The following is a 20,914-nucleotide window of genomic DNA, read 5'->3' as shown; positions in this document are numbered from 1 at the left end:
CAATTTTATCTATACATTTTTTAATTTTTATGGGTATAATATATTTGGTAAAGAAATACAATAATGTATTCAAATAACTTATTATTTTACATATCAAAGGGAGGATTAACCATGGCATTGATTAGTACTAAAGAAATGTTTAAAAAAGCTTATGAAGGCGGATATGCTATAGGCGCTTTTAATATAAGTAACTTAGAACAAGTACAAGGAGTATTAAAAGCTGCTAAAGCTAAAAATTCAGCTGTTATGTTACAAGCTTCGGCTTCAGCTATAAAATATACTGGACCTAAGACATTAGTAAATATGATTGAAACTGCATCTAATGAATTAGGATTAGACGTTGCTCTACACTTAGATCACGGTTCAGACCTAGAAACAGTTAAAATGTGTGTAGAAGTAGGATTTACATCTGTTATGATAGACGGTTCTCATCACGAATATGAAGAAAACATTAGAATAACTAAAGAAGTAGTAGACTATGCTCATGCACACGGCGTTGTTGTTGAAGCTGAGCTTGGTGTATTAGCAGGTATTGAAGATGATGTTGTAGCAGAGCATCACGTTTATACTGATCCAGACCAAGCAGTAGACTTTGTACAAAGAACTGGTGTTGATTCACTAGCTATAGCTATAGGAACTTCTCATGGAGCATTTAAGTTTAAAGGAGAAGCTAAATTAAGATTTGATATATTAGAAGAAATACAAAATAAATTACCAGGATTCCCAATAGTTCTTCATGGTGCTTCTTCTGTTGATCCTGAAGTTATTGAAACTTGTAATAAGTACGGAGGAAGTATAGCTGGTGCTAAGGGTATACCTGTAGATATGTTAAGAAAAGCTACTTCTATGGCTGTATGTAAAATAAACATGGATACAGACTTAAGATTAGCTATGACTGGAGCTGTAAGAAAGTTCTTAGTTGAAAATCCAAAGGAATTTGACCCAAGAAAATATATAGGTGCTGGTAGAGATGCTATACAATCAGTTGTAGAAGATAAAATAGAAAACGTTTTAGGCTCTGTTAATTCAGCTAAATAGTATAAAAGGATGAGATTTTAACGTCTCATCCTTTTTAATTATAATATTTTGATTCACCTTGTAATAATCTTTTTGATATTATTTTTGTTAAATTCATAAGGGATGCTATTTTAATATTTGCAAATGATACAGCGAATACAAACTTGACATCTGTAAATGTATCATCTATATCGTATATCTCAAAATGACACCTTAAATTATCATACATATATTCCTCTTGTAAATCAGCTTCTATTTCATCACAAGCATCTTTTAAATAAGCTCTTATATCTTCAAATAATACTTGAAAATAAGATTCATCAACGTCTTCTCCAAGTTCTTCCATTAAGTCTTCTAATTCTTCATATCTAAATACTGATTTATCTAATTTACAGTCAAATACCATTATATTTCTTTGATTTATAGTATTAGATATATCTTCTACATATTCAAAGTCAGGGCGTAACCTTAGTGTGTCTACTACATCATCACTTTTAAGTTTTAGCTTTCCTTTTTTATTTTGGAAATTAACTTCTATCATATTTAACCTCCCCCAAACTTATATTATAAAGATAAATTTTTTATTATATCACTTATCTCATACCAATTTTTAACTCTTATTACATTTTCATGACTTATAGCCTTATTATAGTTAGTTTCTATAAGAAGAACTTTTATACCTTCTTGTGCTAATTCTAAGGCGTTATCAGGGTTATCTTCTATAAAAACATTACAGTTCAATTCTTTTGCCTTGTCTACCTTATAATAACTTCCTAATAAGTGAACATCTATTTTGGGAAATTCTTTCTCTATAAGCCACTCTAATGTATGCTGCTCTAATATCTCACTTCTAGCTGTTACAAAGTATAAATTGTGTTCATTATGTAGTTTGGTTATTATACTATGAGAACCTTCAACTATATCTGCTTCTTTATAACAATAGCTATATTCATTATGAAACTTTTCTAATATATCTTCTAGCGATTTATTATATAAAACTTCTAATCTATGGGTATAACAATCTTCAGCTTTTATATTATCATTATACATTTCATTCATATACGGTATAAAATGATATGGATCTGTTATAGTCCCATCAATATCTATACAAATATTTAATTTTTTCATTGATTCCCTCCATTTGTAAATATGACTTTACAAGTTAACTATTATAACATAACTCATATTTTTATGCAAAATTGCATTTATTATTTAATTCCAAAAAGCTTGCCTTAGCAAGCAAGCTTTTAGATAATAATTTGTTATTCTACTTTAGTTTCAACAATCTTTACCTTTTGAACGAAATTTTTTATATATTCATCAGATAGCTCCATATACTCTTTTACTTCTCCTAAGTACTTAGGGTTTTTTGTATTAATAAAACTAACCCCAGATTCCATAGCCTTACCTCTTAGGATGTAAGCTTTTTGAACATCTATTTTTGCTTCATATAGCTTTTTTTCATATTCTTCTTTATCTAATTCTGGAATCTCTAGTGCTTCATAGGTTTCAACAACCTCTTCACACTTTTGTTGTGCATCTATTACTTCTTTCTTTATTTCCTTTAAATTTGATGCATTTTCTAAAAATGCCTTGGCATTAGGTACACATTCTCTCATAGGAATTAATGCTACTTTTTCTATATCATAAACTTCGCTTTTAAATTCAAATACTAAATCAGAATCCTTTATTTCTTTTTTATTAGTTTCTATATTTAAAGTAGATTTAGGTTCTTCTTCTATTTTATCTACACTTTCATCATTTACAATAATCTCTTTTTCTTCACTTGGACTTTGTGTGTCAATCTCCACTGATTTTTTATCCTTAGGAACATCTTCTTTTTTTGGTTCTACTTCATCTGCTGCATAAGAATTATAATAAACCATATCTCTTATATTATTAACCTTACTTATATATATATTGCTTATAAGTATAATACTTGATAATACAGTATATATACTGGCATATGTGCAAGCTCTTTTAAAATTTTTATTATTTTTGAACAAAATTACTAAAGGTATTAAATACAAGAGCAAGATCACCAAAATCCATCTCATAGATCACAACTCCTTTATACTTTAAATTGAGATTCATATAAACTGGCATATATTCCTTTTTTATTAATAAGCTCTTCATGTTTTCCAACCTCAGATATCTTATCTTTATCTAAAACTACTATTCTATCTGCATTTTTTATTGTCGCTAATCTATGTGCTACTACTAAAGTTGTTCTATCCTTACTTAAATCATGTAGGGATTTTTGTATTATTTGTTCAGTTTTATTATCAAGCGCTGAGGTAGCTTCATCTAATATTAATATCTTTGGGTTTCTCAAAAACATCCTTGCAATTGCTATCCTTTGTTTTTGTCCACCTGATAACTTTACACCTCTTTCTCCTATATAGCTATCATATCCATTTTCTAGAGAAATTATAAATTCATGAGCATTTGCATTTTTAGCGGCTTTTATTACTTCTTCATCACTTGCATTTATATTCCCGTAAGCTATATTTTCTTTTATAGTTCCGTAAAATAAAAATACATCTTGTTGAACTACCCCTATATTATTTCTTAATGATTTTATATATATATCTTTAATATCTATATTATCTATTTTTATACTGCCACTTATAACCTCATAAAACCTAGGAATTAAATTACATAGAGTTGTTTTACCTACTCCCGATGCACCTACAAATGCAACTGTCTCATTCGGTTTTATATGTAAGTTTATATCACTTAAAACCTCTTTTTTTCCTTCATATGAAAAATTCACGTGCTCAAACTTTATATCGCCTTTGACATTTTCTATATTTATAGCATTTTTAGAATCTTTTATACTTGGATTGACATTCATTATTTCTATAAATCTTGAAAAACTTGCCATACCTTTTTGATAGCTCTCTATTAAATTTGATATTTTTCTTATTGGTTGTAAGAATAATGATATGTAAAGTAAAAATCCAACCAAGTCTCCTATAGTAAGATCATTTATTGTTATTAGGTACCCACCGTATACCAAAATAATGAGATTTATAAAATTAGAGAAAAATGTAATTCCAGAAAAAAATTCAGCCATAGCTTTGTAAGAGTCTTCTTTTGCTTTTTTAAAGTTTAAGTTACCGATTCTAAATTTTTTTTGTTCATACTGTTCATTATTAAAAGCTTTGACAACTCTAATTCCACTTATACTATCTTCAGCTTGAGAATTTATATCTCCTAGTTTTGATCTTAACTCTCGAAATGACTTTCTCATAAATTTATTTTTATTTATTCCGAAATACAACATAAAAGGTATTATGATTAATATTGATAATGCTAATTTTGCATTTAGTGTCATCATTATAGCAAATGACCCTATCAATGTTATAGCTGCTATAAATAAATCTTCAGGCCCATGGTGCGCAAGCTCTGCTATTTCGTTTAAATCATTAACCAATCTTGACATTATTTGACCTGTTTTATTGTTATCAAAATAAGAAAATGGCAGTTTGCTAATATGAGAAAATAGATCTTCTCTCATATCATACTCCATCCTTACTCCTAACATATGGCCCCAATAATCTACTATATATTGAAATATACTTCTCAATACATATATAGTTAGAAGTACGATACCTATTATCATTAATAATTTTAGATTCTTAGATGGTATTACATTATCTACAATATTTTTGGCAACCATAGGAGATATCAAATCTATTATAGATATTAAAAAAGCACACGAAAAATCCAATATAAACAATCCTTTATGTGGCTTGTAATATTGAATGAATTTTTTCAACATATATTTCTCCTCTTTTAACTACTATTTATATATTATTTACTAAACACTGTATATTAATCCATTATTTTTATAAGTTTAAATTCTGTATAATCACATGAAGCTAATATATATTCAACTTCATTGAAAATCCCTTTTAATCCCATGTTAAAAGATTCTTGTCCATGAAGATGTCCATATATAACTTTCTCAACACTGTATTCATCGTATAGCTTAGTAAATTCCGATTCTTCTAGCTTATCATTTGTAGGCGGATAATGAGTCATTACTATTATTTTTTCATGACCATCCTTTTTTGCAGCATCTAGGGATAACTTTATCCTATGTACTTCTCGAGGATATATTTTTTTGTCATTTTCATCGAACTTAACCTCATTAGGACATATCCACCCTCTACCCCCACATATAGCATATTCATTGTATGTATAATAATTATTCTGTAAAAAACGCATATTATCAAATAGTTTGTTTAACTTTCCTATAGTACTCCACCAATAATCATGATTTCCTTTTATAAATATTTTACTTCCTGGAAGTTCATCTATAATATTTAAATCCGGAATTGCCTCTTGCATATTTATACCCCAAGAAGTATCTCCCAGTACTAATACAGTATCATTATTATTTACATTACTTGTCCAATCTTCTATTATTTTTTCCTCGTGATTTTTCCAGTGGTCTCCAAAGATATTCATAGGTTTATTTACAGCCTTTGAAAGGTGTAGATCTCCAATTGCATACAAAGCCATATTATCACTTCCTCTTTAAATAATTATATCCTAACTATGTATTCTTTATAATTTTATACAATAAATAATAATCATATAAAAATAAAAGAAGTGAAATTACTTCACCTCTTTTTTATATTGCCCTAATATTTCATCTATTTCATTTTTTAAAATTATTATCTCACTTATATCTCTTTCATTATCTATTCGATCTAGTCTTCTTTGAAACATTATAGCTTTATGAGTTTCTCCTATATTGTAAAGTTCTTGTATTCTATTTAATACATCTCTTATAGTTATAGATTTTACTTGATACATAACTTGAGCTTTCATTATCTCTTCTCTTATTTCACTCATTTCTTGATCTAGTAAAAAAGCTGCATCAGCTGCTCTTCTCAATCTAGCCTCTATATCTTCTGGTATATAATGTTCGTATTTATACTTTAAAGAATGTTCTATTGTAGCCCAGAAATTCATAGCAAGAGTTCTTATTTGTATTTCAGCTAATATTTCCTTAAATCCTAAAATCGTATTTATAGGATACTTTATTATTACATGATAACTTCTATAGCCGCTGTCCTTAAAGTTTTCTATATAGTCTTTTTCATATACTATAGTCATATCATTTCTATTTTTTATAATATCTACTATAGTATGTATATCCTCAACAAATTGACACATTATCCTTATTCCAGCAATATCCTCCATTTTATCTACCTCATCTAAAGGTATACTCAATCTCTTAGATTTAGATATTATAGATGCTATTTTTTTAACTCTTCCTGTAACAAATTCTACAGGAGAATACTCTCCCTTATTTAAAAATTCTTTTCTTATATTTTTAAACTTTACTTTTAGTTCTTCTATCCCATGTTCATACGGTACTAATATATCATCCCACTTCTCATATTCCATATTTCTCACCCTTTATATCGTTATTAACACTATCTATTTTACCATAAATCATTATTTTTTTGTACAATAATGTGAATTTCCATTATAAAGTTCGTAGTATAGACTTACACTATATTCTCTATAAATTTTAAGGTAATATTATTAAATTTCTCTATTTATTATATGAGTTATATTTAGTTTAACCCCTCTATATTTAAAATTCACGCAAAAAATTATTTGCTTTTACTAATATATAAATAATCTTTTTAATTTATTAAGGGTCTTCTCTCTTAAGTTATTATCTTTTGTAATTTTAATTTTTATATTTCTAGAAACTTTTTCATTAAATATAGATTCTATAAAATATTCTACTATCCCTCTATCCTTAAAATCTATGTTTATTATCCCCTTAGAATATAATTTAGAATCTAATGTAACTATTCTATCAGAGAAACTTAAACGATTGTATTTACTCATATAATCTTTATAGGGTTTAAAATCCTCACAGTAAGCAATTTTATAATTCACTATACTATCGTTTATAGTTAAATTATGTGCTTCTCTCATATATTTAGCAAACTCTATATTTTGTTTTTTTATTTTATTTAGGTTATTATTATAATCATCTTTTATCCAATGTCCATATATTCTACAATTAAGCGGCCTTACTTCATATATAGAACACATATTATTTTCATCTTTAAATGGACAAGGTAGCTTTTGGACATACTCTAAAAAATAATAATCGAAAATATTATTTATACTATTTGATTTTAAATTGTTGTTTTTTTGTAAATAATTATATATGTTTAGAAATTCAACCAAACTTATTCCAACGGACTCCATGCAGCAGTTTCCACAGCCTTTGCAATTCCCCTTTGGAACATCAGCATATATTTTGTGTAGTTCTGAAAAAACTTCATTTTCTTTACAATGCTTTATACCTTTTAATATAGTTTCTTTTTTTATACTAGGCATTATAACATCTCCTTGTTATAATATATTAGGTTAACACAAAAGAATATTATACCATAATTTATACATATTAGTAGGAGGTAATTTTTTATGAATAGATATGCCAAGGTAATATCTCCAATGGGAATATATTTTACAAAGGATTTTGAAAAAAAGAAAAAAGACATAATTAAAGTTAGAGAAGTAAGAGAAGACACTGTAAGAAAATTTTTCTTAGCAGCAGATTGTGAAGTTTTGGTGATATTTCAAGACAGTGGAAAAGAGATATTAATAGATCCTTTTTCTTCAGAAGAAGACATCAAAAAATATTTAGGCCCAAAATTTATAAAAAAATAAAAATTTTTCAAAAAATGTATAACAAATCCTAAACTTGTACATATTATAATTGTACGAACAAAGATTTAACTCAATCTCCCCCTTTGAGAACTTCCATACTCCCCCAAGGAAGTTCTCTTTTTTTTCAAAAAAATATGGTAATATTTTAATACCACGTGAATATACTATACTATAACATTGTAAGGCGGCATAGCCAAGTGGTAAGGCAGAGGACTGCAACTCCTTTATCCTCGGTTCAAATCCGGGTGCCGCCTCCATTATTAATAAGGGTAGGCTTAAATATATTTAAGTCTACCCTTGTTAGATTTATAAAAACTTTTTAACCGCTTTTCCGTTTAGATAACCACACTTACTTCCTTGATATATATTGTTTATCTCCATATATTCGTCTATCATGTCTTTTATTTTCCACCAAGAAGTATTCCAATTACAAAACAGTGTATTTTCTTCAGGAGCTCTGCCTATTAGCCTATGAATTACTATATCATTAGATAAATACTGTAAAAATATTGATACTCTTTTTACATATTCATCTAAATCTATCATATTTATTTCATTATTTATATACTGGCGTGCCATAACTGTTTCTTTTGCTATATATAAAGAATGTAGTTTTACTCCATCTATTCCTAATGCTGATAATACTTTTGCATTTTCAATTACATCAGTCATATTATCTCCAGGTAAATTTAATATAAGATGAGCACAAACCTCGAAACCATATTTTTTAATTCTTAAAACAGCGTCTATAAATTCTGCTAGGCTATGACCTCTATTTATTTGATTTAAAGTATGATAATTTACTGTCTGAAGTCCCATTTCTATAGAGATATTTATATTATTCTTTTCACTAATACTCTTTAATATTTTAAGATATTCTTCATTTATAGAATCTGGCCTTGTAGATATATCTATCTCAACTATATCTTCAATAATAGCTTCATTTATATACTCTTCAAATTTCTCTAAAGACATGTAGGTATTAGTATAATTTTGAAAATAAGCTATAAACTTATTTGCTTTATATTTTTTTCTTATATAATCCATATTCTTAATAAGTTGGTCTTTTACCGATAAAGTGTTTTCTAGACTTTCAAATCCTGCACCTACATCTGCACAAAATGTACAACCTCCTTTACTTATCTCTCCATCTCTATTTGGACAAGTTATAGGCAAATTCAAAGGTAATTTATAAACTTTTTCTCCGTATTTTTCTTTAAGATAATTAGAATATATTTTATATCTATTATTCATTTTGTCCTCCTGATAAATAGTAGTTCTCAAATAATATATAGAACTAATTATATTATATATTTTTAATGCTATATACATTAATATATACTAATTTACTTATACTATATATGTAAATATTATATATTGAAAATTTATTATACAAAATTTATTGACAAGTCATAAACTATATCGTAATATATGAATATAGCATTGTTGGAGGGAATAAACATGGAAACATTCTTAAATAACCCTAAATTATTCGAGGAAAGTGCTGAAATATTAAAAGCATTATCTCACCCAGTTAGACTTTGTATAGTAAAAGGCCTATTAGATGCAGGTAGTAGTAATGTTACTACTATGCAAATATGTTTAGATATGCCTCAATCTACTATTTCTCAGCATGTTGCTAAATTAAAATCTTCAGGAATCATTTCTGGAGAAAGAAATGGCCTTGAAATAATATACAAAGTTTCTAATGAAAAAGTTGCAAGAGTAATAAAAGCCTTATTTGAAGAATAATTAAAATGTGTCAAAATATAAAAGAAGTTAAAACATATAATTTTATAATTATGACTTCTTTTATATAAACTTAATCATATTATTATAATATAATGTTTTTATAATATAAAAATGGAAGGGGTCTTATAAATGTCTAAAAAAGTAATTATAGTAGGTGGAGTTGCTGGCGGTGCTTCTACTGCAGCTAGACTTAGAAGGATTGATGAAAATGCTCAAATTATAATGTTTGAAAAAGGAGAATATATTTCATTTGCTAACTGTGGTCTTCCTTACTATATAGGAGAAACAATAGCTGATAGAAGCAACCTTCTTGTTCAAACTGTAGAAGGAATGTCTACTAGATTTAATATGGATATAAGAAATCTAAGCGAAGTTATTAAAATAAATAAAGATAATAAAACTGTTACTGTTAAAAATCATAAAACTAAAGAAACATATGAAGAGTCATATGATGTATTAGTATTGTCTCCAGGTGCAAACCCAATTAAACCTCCGATCCCTGGAATAAATGAAGCTAATAACTTATTTACTTTAAGAAATATACCTGATACCGATGCAATAAAAGGATTTGTAGATAATAACAAACCTAAACGTGCAGTTGTTATTGGTGGAGGATTTATAGGTCTTGAAATGGCTGAAAATCTTCATGAAAGAAATGTTCATGTAACTATCGTTGAAATGTCTAACCAAGTAATGGCTCCAATTGACTATGAAATGGCTTGTATAGCACATGATCATTTAGTAGATAAAGGTGTTAATTTAATACTTGAAGATGGTGTTAAAGCTTTTGAAAGTAATGGTACAAAAGTTATATTAAATAGCGGTAAAGAAATAGAAACAGATATGATAATACTTTCTATAGGTGTAAAGCCGGAAAGCACAATAGCTAAGGACGCGGGCCTTAATCTTAATGAAAGAGGAGCTATAATAGTAGATGATCATATGAGAACATCAGACCCTAGTATATTTGCTTTAGGAGATGCTGTTGAAGTAACAGATTATATAAATGGAAAACCTACTATGATACCTCTAGCTTGGCCTGCAAATAGACAAGGTAGAATAGTAGCTGATAACATATCAGGTAGAGATGTTAAATATTCTGGTACAATGGGATCCTCTGTTGCTAAGGTATTTGACTTAACAGTTGCCTCAACTGGTAATAATGAAAAAGTATTGAAAAGAATAGGTTTAGATTATAAAGTATTGCACATACATCCAGGGTCTCATGCTGGTTATTATCCTGGCGCATTCCCTATATCACTTAAACTAATATTTGATCCTAAAGACGGAAAAATATTTGGTGCACAAGGTGTTGGTTTTGATGGAGTTGAAAAACGTATAGATGTTATAGCTACTGCTATAAAAGGTAACTTAACTGTATTTGATTTGCCAGATGTAGAGTTATGTTACGCTCCACCATACTCTTCAGCAAAAGATCCAGTAAATATGGCAGGATATGTTGCATCGAATATAATAGAAGGTCTTGTTGATACAGTTCAGTGGAATGAAATAGATGATATAGTTAAAAATGGTGGGCTATTAATAGATGTTAGAGAACCTGAAGAAATAGATATGGGATATATAGAAGGTTCTATAAATATACCTTTAGGTCAACTTAGAAATAGAATTAATGAACTACCAAAAGATAAGGAAGTATATTTAACTTGCCAAGTTGGTCTTAGAGGATATATTGGTTGTAGAATACTTTCTCAAAATGGATATAGCTGTAAGAACTTAGATGGTGGATACAAAACTTATGCTTTAGTTAAAGGTATAAACGGTGACAAGGGAAAAAAGTATGATGCTCCAGTTGATGATTCTGGAGTTATAAAAGGTGGCTCTTCTTTGAATAATGAAGAATTAAAAGATATAACTGCACATGTAGTACTAAATGCATGTGGCCTTCAATGCCCTGGCCCAATAAGAAGAGTTTTTGAAGAAGTTAATAAAATGAATGAGGAAGAAATTTTAGAAGTCAAAGCTACTGATCCAGGATTTGCTAAGGACATATCTACTTGGTGTGAAAGAACAGGAAATACTTTAATAAAATCTGAGTTTGATAAAGATGAAAAGGCATTTAAAGCATTCATCTTAAAAGGAAATAAACAACTAAATAACTCTGATACATCTTGTACTGTAGGATCAGCTACTATAGCTAATCAATCTAAAGATGGCGCTACAATGGTTGTATTCAGTGGTGAGTTAGATAAGGCGATAGCATCATTTATAATAGCAACTGGTGCTGCTTCAATGGGCAAAAAAGTAACTATGTTCTTTACATTCTGGGGCTTAAATGTGCTAAAAATAAAAGATAAACCATCAATCAAAAAAGATTCAATAGAAAAAATGTTTGATATGATGCTTCCAAAGCATACTGGGCAACTTCCACTATCTAAGATGAATATGGGTGGTATGGGACCTAAGATGATAAGTCATATAATGAAGAAAAATAATGTAGATGATATAGATACATTAATAAAGAATGCTATAGATATGGGTGTTAATGTAGTAGCATGTGCTATGTCTATGGACTTAATGGGGATAAAGAAAGAAGAACTAATAGATGGAGTTGAAATAGCAGGAGTTGCTTCATATCTTGGTGCAGCTGATGAATCTGGATTAAACCTATTTATATAAAAATTATCTTTATACAAAAATAATCCTTTTTCGACAATAAGATTATATTTTATATGTCAAAACATGTTTTTTATTTAAAAAATAAGGGGGCCTTAATAGGCCCCTTTATTTTTTAAATTTTTGTTTTATATAATTATTATATTAACATATTATTTAAAAGTCAACACTTAGTCGTTAAACTTTTCAGAAAATTTTAAATTGTTTTTGTTTAGTTGAAAACCTAATTATTTTACTTTATTCTATAAATGAAATGTTCACTTGTTTATATCCTGCATTTTTTAATGTTGTTTTCAATGAACTTGTTGTATTCTCTTTCACTTCATCTAAAAATCCTTCTGAAATTGTCTGTTGTTCATACTCATCCTTATATTTATTGAGTTCTTCGAAAACCTCATTTATAGTTAACTTATTAAATATAGAATTTTTTATGTCATATACATAAATATTCTCTTGATCTATATAATGATCTAATATTACACATTTTTTTATTTGAATATCTATAGTATCTCCAGTATTTTTTGTAACTTTTATATCCTCACCATTTATTCCTGCCTTTATCACTCCATTATACTTTACTATAAAGGATTTTTCTGTAAATGGTATTTTTATGTTATTTACAGTTTTATCCTTTTTAAAAGTTACTATATTTGTGTAATTATATTTAGTAGTTGTAATTTCTAAAACTTCATAAATAGTATCCATTATTGCACTCGTATTTTTTTTAGTATGTTCAGATAAAATATACTTATAACTAAATATAGAAACAAGTACGCATACTAATGTTATAAAAATTACTGACATTTTTTTAGTTTTTTTTACTTTTTGTACCAAAATTCTACCCCCTTTGATATAATATAAGTTATTGCAATATAACAATTTTTTAAGTGAAAGGAGCATCACAATGCCTGCATTAGTATTCGGACATAAAAACCCTGATACAGACTCAGTATGTTCTGCTATAGCTTTAGCTAAGTTAAAAAACATGCTAGGATATAAAGCTACACCTTATATATTAGGTGAAATAAGAAAAGAAGCTCAATACATTTTAAATCACTTCGATGTAGAACATCCTGAAATTTTAAAAAATGTTAAAATACAGGTTAAGGATTTACAATACGACAAAGTAAATCCAATGAATCCACATGAATCTGTATTAGAAGCATATAAAACTATGGATAAAAACAATATAAGAACTTTACCTATAGTAGATGAAAATGGATCTTTTATAGGTCTTATAACTATGAAGGATATAGCTACAGGATTACTTCTAAATAATCATAGAACTATAAATACTTCTATATCAAATATATGCAAAGACCTAAATGGTTCAGTACTTGTAAATTGTAATCCAATAATAAATGGTAGAGTTATAACTTTATCTTTTGGATATGAAACTATAAAGGAAGTATTACATCAAGGTGATATAGTAATAGTCGGAGATAGATATGACACTATTAATTATGCTATAGAAACTAAGGTTCAACTAATAATAGTTACTGGAGACCAAGAAATTCCACAAAATATATTACAACTTGCTAAAGACAATTGTGTTTCTATAATATCTGTTCCATTAGATACTTATGAAACATCTAAACTAATAAATCATTGTAATTATTTGGAATCGATAGTTAATACTAGTGATTTAATTGTATTTAATGAAGATGATTATGTTGATGATATAAAAGATGATATGATAAATACTAATTTTAGAAGTTATCCTGTAACAGATAATAAGGATAAGTTTTTAGGATTAATTGGCAGAAAGCAATTATTAAGTCCATCTAGAAAAAAAGTTATATTAGTTGATCACAACGAATATGCTCAAAGTGCAGATGGCCTAGACCAAGCTGAAATACTAGAAATAGTAGATCACCATAAAATTGGAGGTATAGCTACATCTACTCCTATAAATTTTAGAAATGTAACAGTTGGGTGCAGTGCTACTATAATTTATCAGATGTACAAAGAAAATTATTTAGAAGTACCACATGATATAGCTGGATTATTGATGTCAGCAATATTATCAGATACATTGTTATTTAAATCTCCAACAACTACTGATATAGATAAAAAAGCAGTTGAAGAATTAAGTACAATACTCGGAATTGATTATGAAAAATACGCTATGGAAATGTTTAAAGCAGGTACTTCATTAGAAGGATATACTATAGAACAAATAGTTAATATGGACTTTAAAGAGTTTAATATTGAAGGCCGTAGAGTTGGCATAGGACAGGTATTTACCTTAGATGTAGATTCTGTATTTAATAAAAAAGAAGAATTCATAAATCATATAAATAATACTAACTATGATATATTACTTTTAGCTATAACTGATATTATAAAAGAAGGATCTTATATCTTATATAAAGGATCTGATAGTGTTATGTCTAGCTCATTTGATATAGATGCTCACCAAGGAGCATTTGTAGATGGATTAGTTTCTAGAAAGAAACAGTTAGTTCCTAAGTTGACTAATGCACTTAAAATAAATAAATAAAATTCGTTTCACTCATGTCGCCAACGACCTTGCAATATGGTCTGTTGCTCAAATTTATATGTTGGAAATTATAATTTCCTTGTAATTTTAAAAAGGTATTGATTATATTTTAATCAATACCTTTTTGTTACTATGCTTTTTCTACATCACTATAATCTATTCCGAAAGTTTCTACTGTAACTTTTTTCATAGCTTGAGGTTCAAGTGGCTTATCTCTAAAATCAGTTGGAACACTAACTATTTTATCTACTTCTTCTATTCCTTCTAATACTCTACCAAAAGAAGCATATTGTCCATCTAAATGAGGAGATCTAGCAGTCATTATAAAAAACTGAGATCCAGCAGAGTTAGGACTCGCAGACCTTGCCATAGATATAACTCCTTTTTCATGCTTTAGGTTGTTTGTAAATCCATTAGAGCTAAATTCACCTTTTATAGAATATCCTGGATTTCCAGTTCCTGTTCCTTGTGGGCATCCACCTTGTATCATAAATCCAGGTATTACTCTATGGAATATAAGTCCATCATAAAAACCTTTTTGTACTAAAGATACAAAGTTTTTAACTGTATTAGGAGCTATGTGTGGATATAATTCCACAACTATTTTACCTCCGTTTTCCATTTCAATATTAACTATAGGATTTTTAGTTTCCATATAACTACCTCCGATGTAAAATATTTACAAATAAATTATACTATGTACTTCTTATTTAGTATATACAAAACCATAAAAAATAAGCATGGCTTATTTTTCTTGTACTCCGTCTAATTGTGGTGTTTCCTGATAATCTATATCTAAAATATTTAGTATTTTTTTAGATCTTTCTTTTGTAGTCCCATTTACTTCTACATAATTTACATTTTCAGACTTTAAGAATCCTAATATAGATTCATCTATTTCTGAAGCTATTTTCTCATCTTGCCATCTTATTCCATCTTGTACATACCCAAATTCTCTTGGGACATATATTATAAGGTCGTAATTTTGTATATCTTCTAATGCTAATGCATATAGGTCCTTTAGTATTTCTATTTCTTTTTTAGACCTTTGCTTATTTCCTAACATGAATCTACCATATATATATGGTACAAAGGTAGCATAATCAGTTAAAGCATAGTCAAATTGAGATAATTGATCTTCTAATTTCTTTTGACCTAAATATATTCCATATTGTTCTGCTATACTTTCAATCATACCTTTATCTCTTAAATATTCAGTTGAATATTCAAAGGCATATCCTACGTTCAATCCAGATATTTTCATCTCAACATATAGGTGTTGTATAAGCGTTGTTTTTCCACATCTTGGACCGCCCAAAACGGCTATTCTCTTTGTTGCCATATTTATTCTCAACTCCATAGTTTTTATTTTGAAAGAACCTGTATATTATACTAATTTTTAGAATTTTATTCAAGTTTATTGATAATGTCCTTGGCTAATTCATAGCCTTCATTAAATATATCTATACAGAACTTTCTTTCAAATTTTAAAGTATGTTCAGAAGTAAGGTTTGTGTTTGGCTTTATTATAACTATATTTTCATCTTTATAATGTTCTTTTATATACTCTGGCGCATTATAGTCATTTCTCATAGGTATTATGATTAATTTATCTACTTTGTGTTCTATAAATGGTGTGAGCAATGTATTTCTAATTATTCCCCCATCTAAATCGTATCCATCGAATATTCCATTTAGAACATCTGTCTTAAAGTCCTCAAATACCTTTACTACATCATAAGAATTTATTAATTCCTTAAGTGTAACTTCTTCATCTATTTTACATGGCAAAAGAGAGCTATATTTTATATAATCCAATCCCTCTTCTACATCTTGTTTGGCCACATCTACTGTAACTTCTTCGATGCTATGGTTTCTTATTTTAGTGTAATTTACATACAGTGACTCTGTATTATTACCTTTATCATTTAGATTTTTTAATACATTTATTATTTCAGAGTTATCCACAACATTATCGCTTATTTTAGCATCAGCGAAATTTTTTTCATCTAGATTTGTCCACATATCTCTAAGTTTATCAACATTATCTGTATATACAAAGTATCCATTAATAGCTCCTATGGACGTGCCTGTAACTATGCTAAAGTTATTTATTTTATTGTCATAAAGTGAACATATAGCCCCTGCTTGAAATGCTCCTTTGGCACCGCCGCCTGGTAAACAAAGTCCTATATTCATTGCGTCATCTCCCTTTTACTAAGTTCTATACCTCATAAAATTTAATAAAGCTCTTATGTATATAATAATGATCTACGACAGAACCTAATTCTCTTATTGAGTGCATAGCAAGTATCGGCGTCCCTATATCAATTGATGGTATATCTATATGGGTAGAAGATATAGGTCCTATAGTACTTCCCCCTCTTTCATCTGATCTATTCACAAATTTTTGACATGGTACATCAGCTTCTCTACATATACTTTCATAAATAGCTATAGAATAGCTATCACTTGTATAGCTTTGATTAGCATTTATCTTTATGACTGGCCCCTTACCCATAACAGGTCTATTAGTCGGGTCGTGTTTTTCTGGAACATTAGGATGAACTGCATGAGCCAAATCTGCTGATATCATAAATGAAGAGTACAAACTTCTAAAGAAACCTTCTCTATCTTTATCAAAACTCAAACAAATTCTTTCTAATATATTTAATAACATATTAGAATCTGCTCCTTGCTTTGTTGAACTCCCTACTTCTTCATTATCAAATACAACAGCTATATTTATACCTTTATTTCCATTACTATTACATAAAGCATGTAAACTAGCATGAGCCATAGCTAAATTGTCTAATCTTGAAGAAGATACTAGTTCTTCATTAGGGCCCATTAAAATACCTTTTTCATACTCATATAAAAATAAATCAAAATCCAGTATTTCATCTATGGAAATATTTAAATTATTAGATATTTCTTTTAGTAAAAAGTTATCTTTTTCTAATCTATCATTTAAAATACCTACCAATGGAAGCATATCTCTTTGTTTATTTAATGCTACCCCTTCGTTTACACTTCTATTCATATGTATAGCTAAATTAGGTATTATACATATGGGTTTATTTATATTTACCAATATTTCCTTTGGTCTTAATATATTTTCACTTTTAACTGTAACTCTACCTGCTATAGCTAATGGTCTATCTAGCCAGGTATTTAGTATTGGTCCGCCATATACCTCTGTATTTAATTTTAAATATGTTTTTTCAGCTTCCATTTCAGCATTTGGCTTTATTCTAAACGATGGTGAATCAGAATGAGACCCTATAATTCTAAATCCTTCTTCTTCAATGTTGTTAGAATTTATAGTAAAAGCAACTATAGCAGATTCATTCTTCTTTACATAGTATTTGCCCCCTAATTTTAAATTCCATTTATCTAATAAATTAATTTTTTCAAAGTCGTTTTTACAAAGTAACTTTTCAGCATTTTCTACAGCATGAAATGCAGTAGGGCTTTCATATAAAAAATCTATTAAATCATTCCCAAATTCCTTAATGTTCATTTTACTATCTCCTTTTTAAATTAAATCTAAAGTTGTATAATCTTTATTTATAATTTTTATTCCCTTATTTTCAAATGCAATAGTTACATTTGACCCTTGAATTGATACAACAGTTCCTATTCCAAACTTTTGATGATGAACTTTGCTCCCTAGTTTTATATCAGGTTCGCCATCATTACCTTCAGGTTTTATAGTAGCCCCTATATTTGTAGCAACAGCCTTTTTATTCATATTTTGCATATACTTTTGTTTGTACTTATCTAGCAAATTATGTCCTGATTTAGAGCTTCCAATACTTATAGATTGGTATTCATCTTTATTTGGCCAGTTAACACATTCTTGCGGTAATTCCCCTATAAACCTTGATTTAATAGATGTGTTTGTTTTACCATATAAAGTTCTTTTTATTGTATGTATCATGAATAACTCTTCTTTCGCTCTAGTTATTCCTACATAACACAATCTTCTTTCTTCTTCTATTTCTGATTCCACCATAGATTTAATAGCTCTAGATATAGGGAATATTCCTTCTTCTACCCCAGGCAAGAAAACCACAGGGAACTCAAGTCCTTTTGATGTATGCATAGTCATAAGAGATACTCTGTCATTATCCTCTTGATTTCTATCTGCATCAGAGGTTAAAGCAACAGAAGTTAAAAATGTTTCAAGGTCTTTTTCTTCACTGCTATTTTCAAATTCTATAGCTATCGATATAAATTCTCTTAGATTGTCTATTCTATCTTGACTTTCATCAGATTTATCTAACTCTAATTCTTTTATATATCCTGTAGTTTCTAAAACCTTTTCTATTAGCCTACTTACTGGATAAGCCTGCTTCATGGCTCTTAATGTTCCTATTACTTCTACGAAATTATTTATACTAGCTTTAGCTTTGGTAGATATATCAGAGTTAATATCTATATCTAATAAGACAGAGAATATACTTTCTTGTTTAATAGTAGCCCTATCTTCTATTTTTTCTATTGTTCTAAGGCCTATTCCTCTCTTAGGAACATTAATAATTCTTCTTAAACTTATATCATCTTGTGGGTTTTGAACTAATCTTAAGTATGATATTAAATCCTTTATTTCTTTTCTTTCATAGAACTTTATACCGCCATATATATTATAAGGTATTTGTTGCCTATTAAGTGCATCTTCTATTGGACGAGCCTGTGCGTTTGCCCTATATAATATGGCGAAATCTCTATGCTTTCTTCCTTGTCTGCGTAATTTGATTATAGTATCTGCTATAAAATCTGCTTCTGTAATTTCATTTTCCGATATATATATATTTATAGGCTCGCCTTCTTTTTGCTCACTCCATAATTTCTTTCTTTTTCTCTCAATATTATTTGCAATTACAGTATTTGCGGCATCTAGTATAACCTGAGTAGATCTGTAGTTTTGTTCAAGTTTTACTACATGTACACTATCATAATCTCTTTCAAATTCTAGTATATTTCTTATGTCAGCGCCTCTCCATCCATATATCGATTGATCATCATCTCCAACTACGCATATATTTTGATGTTCCTTAGCAAGTATTTTTATAAATTCATACTGTGCTTTACTAGTGTCTTGGTATTCGTCCACCATTATGTACCTAAATCTATTTCTATAATAAGCAAGAACACTTTCATCTTCTTTAAGTAACTCTACTGTCTTCATTATCAAATCATCAAAATCTAGCGCACTATTTCTCTTAAGACGATCTTGGTATAATGAATAAATAGATGCTATTTTGCTCATTCTTAAATCATCTTGATGTATTTTCTTAAACTGCTCTGGAGATATTAACTTGTCTTTAGCGCCAGATATTTGACTTATAACACTCTTTGGCTCAAATACCTTATCACTTAAGTTAAGTTCTTTCAAACAGTCTTTTATAAGAGTCATTTGATCTCCACTATCATAAATAACAAATGATCTATTATATCCTATTTTATTTATATCTTTTCTAAGTATTCTTACGCAGCAAGAGTGGAATGTGCTAATCCACATTTCTTTTGTATCTGCCTCCAAAGTTTCTTCAACTCTTTCTCTCATTTCATTAGCTGCTTTATTTGTAAATGTTATAGCTAATATATGAGATGGGTGAACTCCTTTATCTTCTATTAAATGTGCTATTCTATATGTTAAAACTCTAGTTTTACCAGATCCTGCTCCCGCTAGTATAAGAACTGGCCCTGCTATTTTTTCTACCGCTTCTCGCTGAGCTGGATTTAACGTATCTAAATTCATATTGTGCCTCCTCTAAAAGTTCCATAAGTATATTTTAATTGAAATAATAGAAATGTTCAAATTTAATACTAATTTAATTTACTACTTATTAATTATTTACTATATTAATAGAAATTAGAACAAAACTTTGTAAATAAAAAAAGCAACCCCCAGGTCGCTTTCAGTCTACTTATTTATTAAAATTATAAAAAAAGACTACGCGGCTACGTCCTACTCTCCCAGGCAGCTTCCCACCAAGTACCATCGGCGCTAAAGAGCTTAACTTCTGTGTTCGGAATGGGAACAGGTGTATCCTCTTTGCTATAGTAACCACATAATCTTATTTATAGTGTTAGCACACTAAAAACTAAACAGCATATTATTGGTCAAGTCCTCGACCTATTAGTATTCATAAGCTAAATCCATTACTGAACTTACACCTTGAACCTATCAACCAGGTAGTCTTCCTGGGGTCTTACCCTTACGGTGGGAAATCTTATCTCAAAGTCGGCTTCGCGCTTAGATGCTTTCAGCGCTTATCCATT

General features: G+C 28.7%; 19 protein-coding genes, 1 tRNA gene and 2 rRNA genes. 6 read left to right on the top strand and 16 right to left on the bottom strand.

Features of this window, described 5'->3' with window-relative positions:
• Positions 1-111: 111 nt before the first annotated feature.
• The gene (fba, locus tag BS62_RS08085) at positions 112-1,038 is read left to right on the top strand and encodes a class II fructose-1,6-bisphosphate aldolase (RefSeq protein ID WP_496490755.1); all 927 of its coding nucleotides are present in this window, start codon (positions 112-114) and stop codon (positions 1,036-1,038) included.
• 34 nt (positions 1,039-1,072) lie between these two features.
• Here fba and BS62_RS08080 read toward each other — a convergent pair whose 3' ends face one another.
• The 7 genes from BS62_RS08080 to BS62_RS08050 all read right to left on the bottom strand — a co-directional run bounded on the left by BS62_RS08080 (position 1,073) and on the right by BS62_RS08050 (position 7,401).
• Positions 1,073-1,558: a hypothetical protein gene (locus BS62_RS08080; protein WP_496490754.1), complete on the bottom strand. Its 486-nt coding sequence runs from the start codon at positions 1,556-1,558 to the stop codon at positions 1,073-1,075.
• 23 nt (positions 1,559-1,581) lie between these two features.
• Positions 1,582-2,145, bottom strand: coding sequence for a 5' nucleotidase, NT5C type (locus BS62_RS08075; protein ID WP_496490753.1), 564 nt, complete (start codon positions 2,143-2,145; stop codon positions 1,582-1,584).
• 134 nt (positions 2,146-2,279) lie between these two features.
• Entirely contained in the window at positions 2,280-3,074 is a 795-nt protein-coding gene (locus tag BS62_RS08070) for a hypothetical protein (protein WP_496490752.1), read from the bottom strand.
• Positions 3,075-3,088: 14 nt separating this feature from the next.
• Complete coding sequence (locus BS62_RS08065; protein WP_496490751.1) at positions 3,089-4,804, bottom strand: ABC transporter ATP-binding protein; 1,716 nt, start codon at positions 4,802-4,804, stop codon at positions 3,089-3,091.
• 53 nt (positions 4,805-4,857) lie between these two features.
• On the bottom strand, positions 4,858-5,550 hold the full coding sequence (locus tag BS62_RS08060; RefSeq protein ID WP_496490750.1) for a metallophosphoesterase: 693 nt from the start codon (positions 5,548-5,550) through the stop codon (positions 4,858-4,860).
• A gap of 96 nt (positions 5,551-5,646) precedes the next feature.
• On the bottom strand, positions 5,647-6,444 hold the full coding sequence (locus tag BS62_RS08055) for a GTP pyrophosphokinase (RefSeq protein WP_496490749.1): 798 nt from the start codon (positions 6,442-6,444) through the stop codon (positions 5,647-5,649).
• Between the two features lie 225 nt (positions 6,445-6,669).
• On the bottom strand, positions 6,670-7,401 hold the full coding sequence (locus BS62_RS08050; protein WP_496490748.1) for a YkgJ family cysteine cluster protein: 732 nt from the start codon (positions 7,399-7,401) through the stop codon (positions 6,670-6,672).
• An 87-nt stretch (positions 7,402-7,488) separates the two neighbouring features.
• Between BS62_RS08050 and BS62_RS08045 the strand changes: the two genes are divergently transcribed.
• Positions 7,489-7,734 (top strand): hypothetical protein, encoded by a 246-nt coding sequence (locus BS62_RS08045; protein WP_496490747.1) that lies wholly within the window; start codon positions 7,489-7,491, stop codon positions 7,732-7,734.
• A 183-nt stretch (positions 7,735-7,917) separates the two neighbouring features.
• Positions 7,918-7,991: transfer RNA gene (locus BS62_RS08040), tRNA-Cys, on the top strand.
• A gap of 49 nt (positions 7,992-8,040) precedes the next feature.
• Here the strand turns inward: BS62_RS08040 and mnmL are convergent.
• Positions 8,041-8,988 carry a tRNA modification radical SAM protein MnmL/YtqA gene (mnmL, locus tag BS62_RS08035; protein WP_496490746.1) on the bottom strand — a complete coding sequence of 316 codons (948 nt, stop codon included), beginning with the start codon at positions 8,986-8,988 and terminating at the stop codon, positions 8,041-8,043.
• Between the two features lie 207 nt (positions 8,989-9,195).
• Here mnmL and BS62_RS08030 point away from each other — a divergent pair, with 207 nt between their 5' ends.
• The gene (locus BS62_RS08030; RefSeq protein WP_496490745.1) at positions 9,196-9,486 is read left to right on the top strand and encodes an ArsR/SmtB family transcription factor; all 291 of its coding nucleotides are present in this window, start codon (positions 9,196-9,198) and stop codon (positions 9,484-9,486) included.
• Positions 9,487-9,615: 129 nt separating this feature from the next.
• A complete protein-coding gene (locus BS62_RS08025; RefSeq protein ID WP_496490744.1) occupies positions 9,616-12,123 on the top strand; it encodes a CoA-disulfide reductase in 2,508 nt (835 codons plus the stop codon).
• A 234-nt stretch (positions 12,124-12,357) separates the two neighbouring features.
• Here the strand turns inward: BS62_RS08025 and BS62_RS08020 are convergent, their stop codons facing one another.
• Positions 12,358-12,954, bottom strand: coding sequence for a DUF4230 domain-containing protein (locus BS62_RS08020; RefSeq protein ID WP_496490743.1), 597 nt, complete (start codon positions 12,952-12,954; stop codon positions 12,358-12,360).
• 70 nt (positions 12,955-13,024) lie between these two features.
• Between BS62_RS08020 and BS62_RS08015 the strand changes: the two genes are divergently transcribed.
• Positions 13,025-14,623, top strand: coding sequence for a putative manganese-dependent inorganic diphosphatase (locus BS62_RS08015; protein WP_496490742.1), 1,599 nt, complete (start codon positions 13,025-13,027; stop codon positions 14,621-14,623).
• A gap of 130 nt (positions 14,624-14,753) precedes the next feature.
• Here the strand turns inward: BS62_RS08015 and BS62_RS08010 are convergent, their stop codons facing one another.
• The 7 genes from BS62_RS08010 to BS62_RS07980 form a co-directional block, all read right to left on the bottom strand.
• Complete coding sequence (locus BS62_RS08010) at positions 14,754-15,278, bottom strand: peptidylprolyl isomerase (RefSeq protein ID WP_496490741.1); 525 nt, start codon at positions 15,276-15,278, stop codon at positions 14,754-14,756.
• A 90-nt stretch (positions 15,279-15,368) separates the two neighbouring features.
• On the bottom strand, positions 15,369-15,965 hold the full coding sequence (locus BS62_RS08005) for an AAA family ATPase (RefSeq protein ID WP_496490740.1): 597 nt from the start codon (positions 15,963-15,965) through the stop codon (positions 15,369-15,371).
• A 65-nt stretch (positions 15,966-16,030) separates the two neighbouring features.
• On the bottom strand, positions 16,031-16,822 hold the full coding sequence (locus BS62_RS08000) for a patatin-like phospholipase family protein (protein WP_496490739.1): 792 nt from the start codon (positions 16,820-16,822) through the stop codon (positions 16,031-16,033).
• Between the two features lie 25 nt (positions 16,823-16,847).
• Entirely contained in the window at positions 16,848-18,146 is a 1,299-nt protein-coding gene (locus BS62_RS07995; RefSeq protein ID WP_496490738.1) for a M18 family aminopeptidase, read from the bottom strand.
• Positions 18,147-18,161: 15 nt separating this feature from the next.
• A complete protein-coding gene (gene pcrA, locus BS62_RS07990) occupies positions 18,162-20,390 on the bottom strand; it encodes a DNA helicase PcrA (protein WP_496490737.1) in 2,229 nt (742 codons plus the stop codon).
• A gap of 197 nt (positions 20,391-20,587) precedes the next feature.
• Positions 20,588-20,704, bottom strand: a 5S ribosomal RNA gene (gene rrf / locus BS62_RS07985).
• Between the two features lie 47 nt (positions 20,705-20,751).
• Positions 20,752-20,914, bottom strand: a 23S ribosomal RNA gene (locus BS62_RS07980); the annotation flags it as partial.

This window comes from Sporacetigenium mesophilum DSM 16796 (genome assembly GCF_059569055.1).
This window is presented reverse-complemented; position numbering and strand designations above follow the sequence as displayed.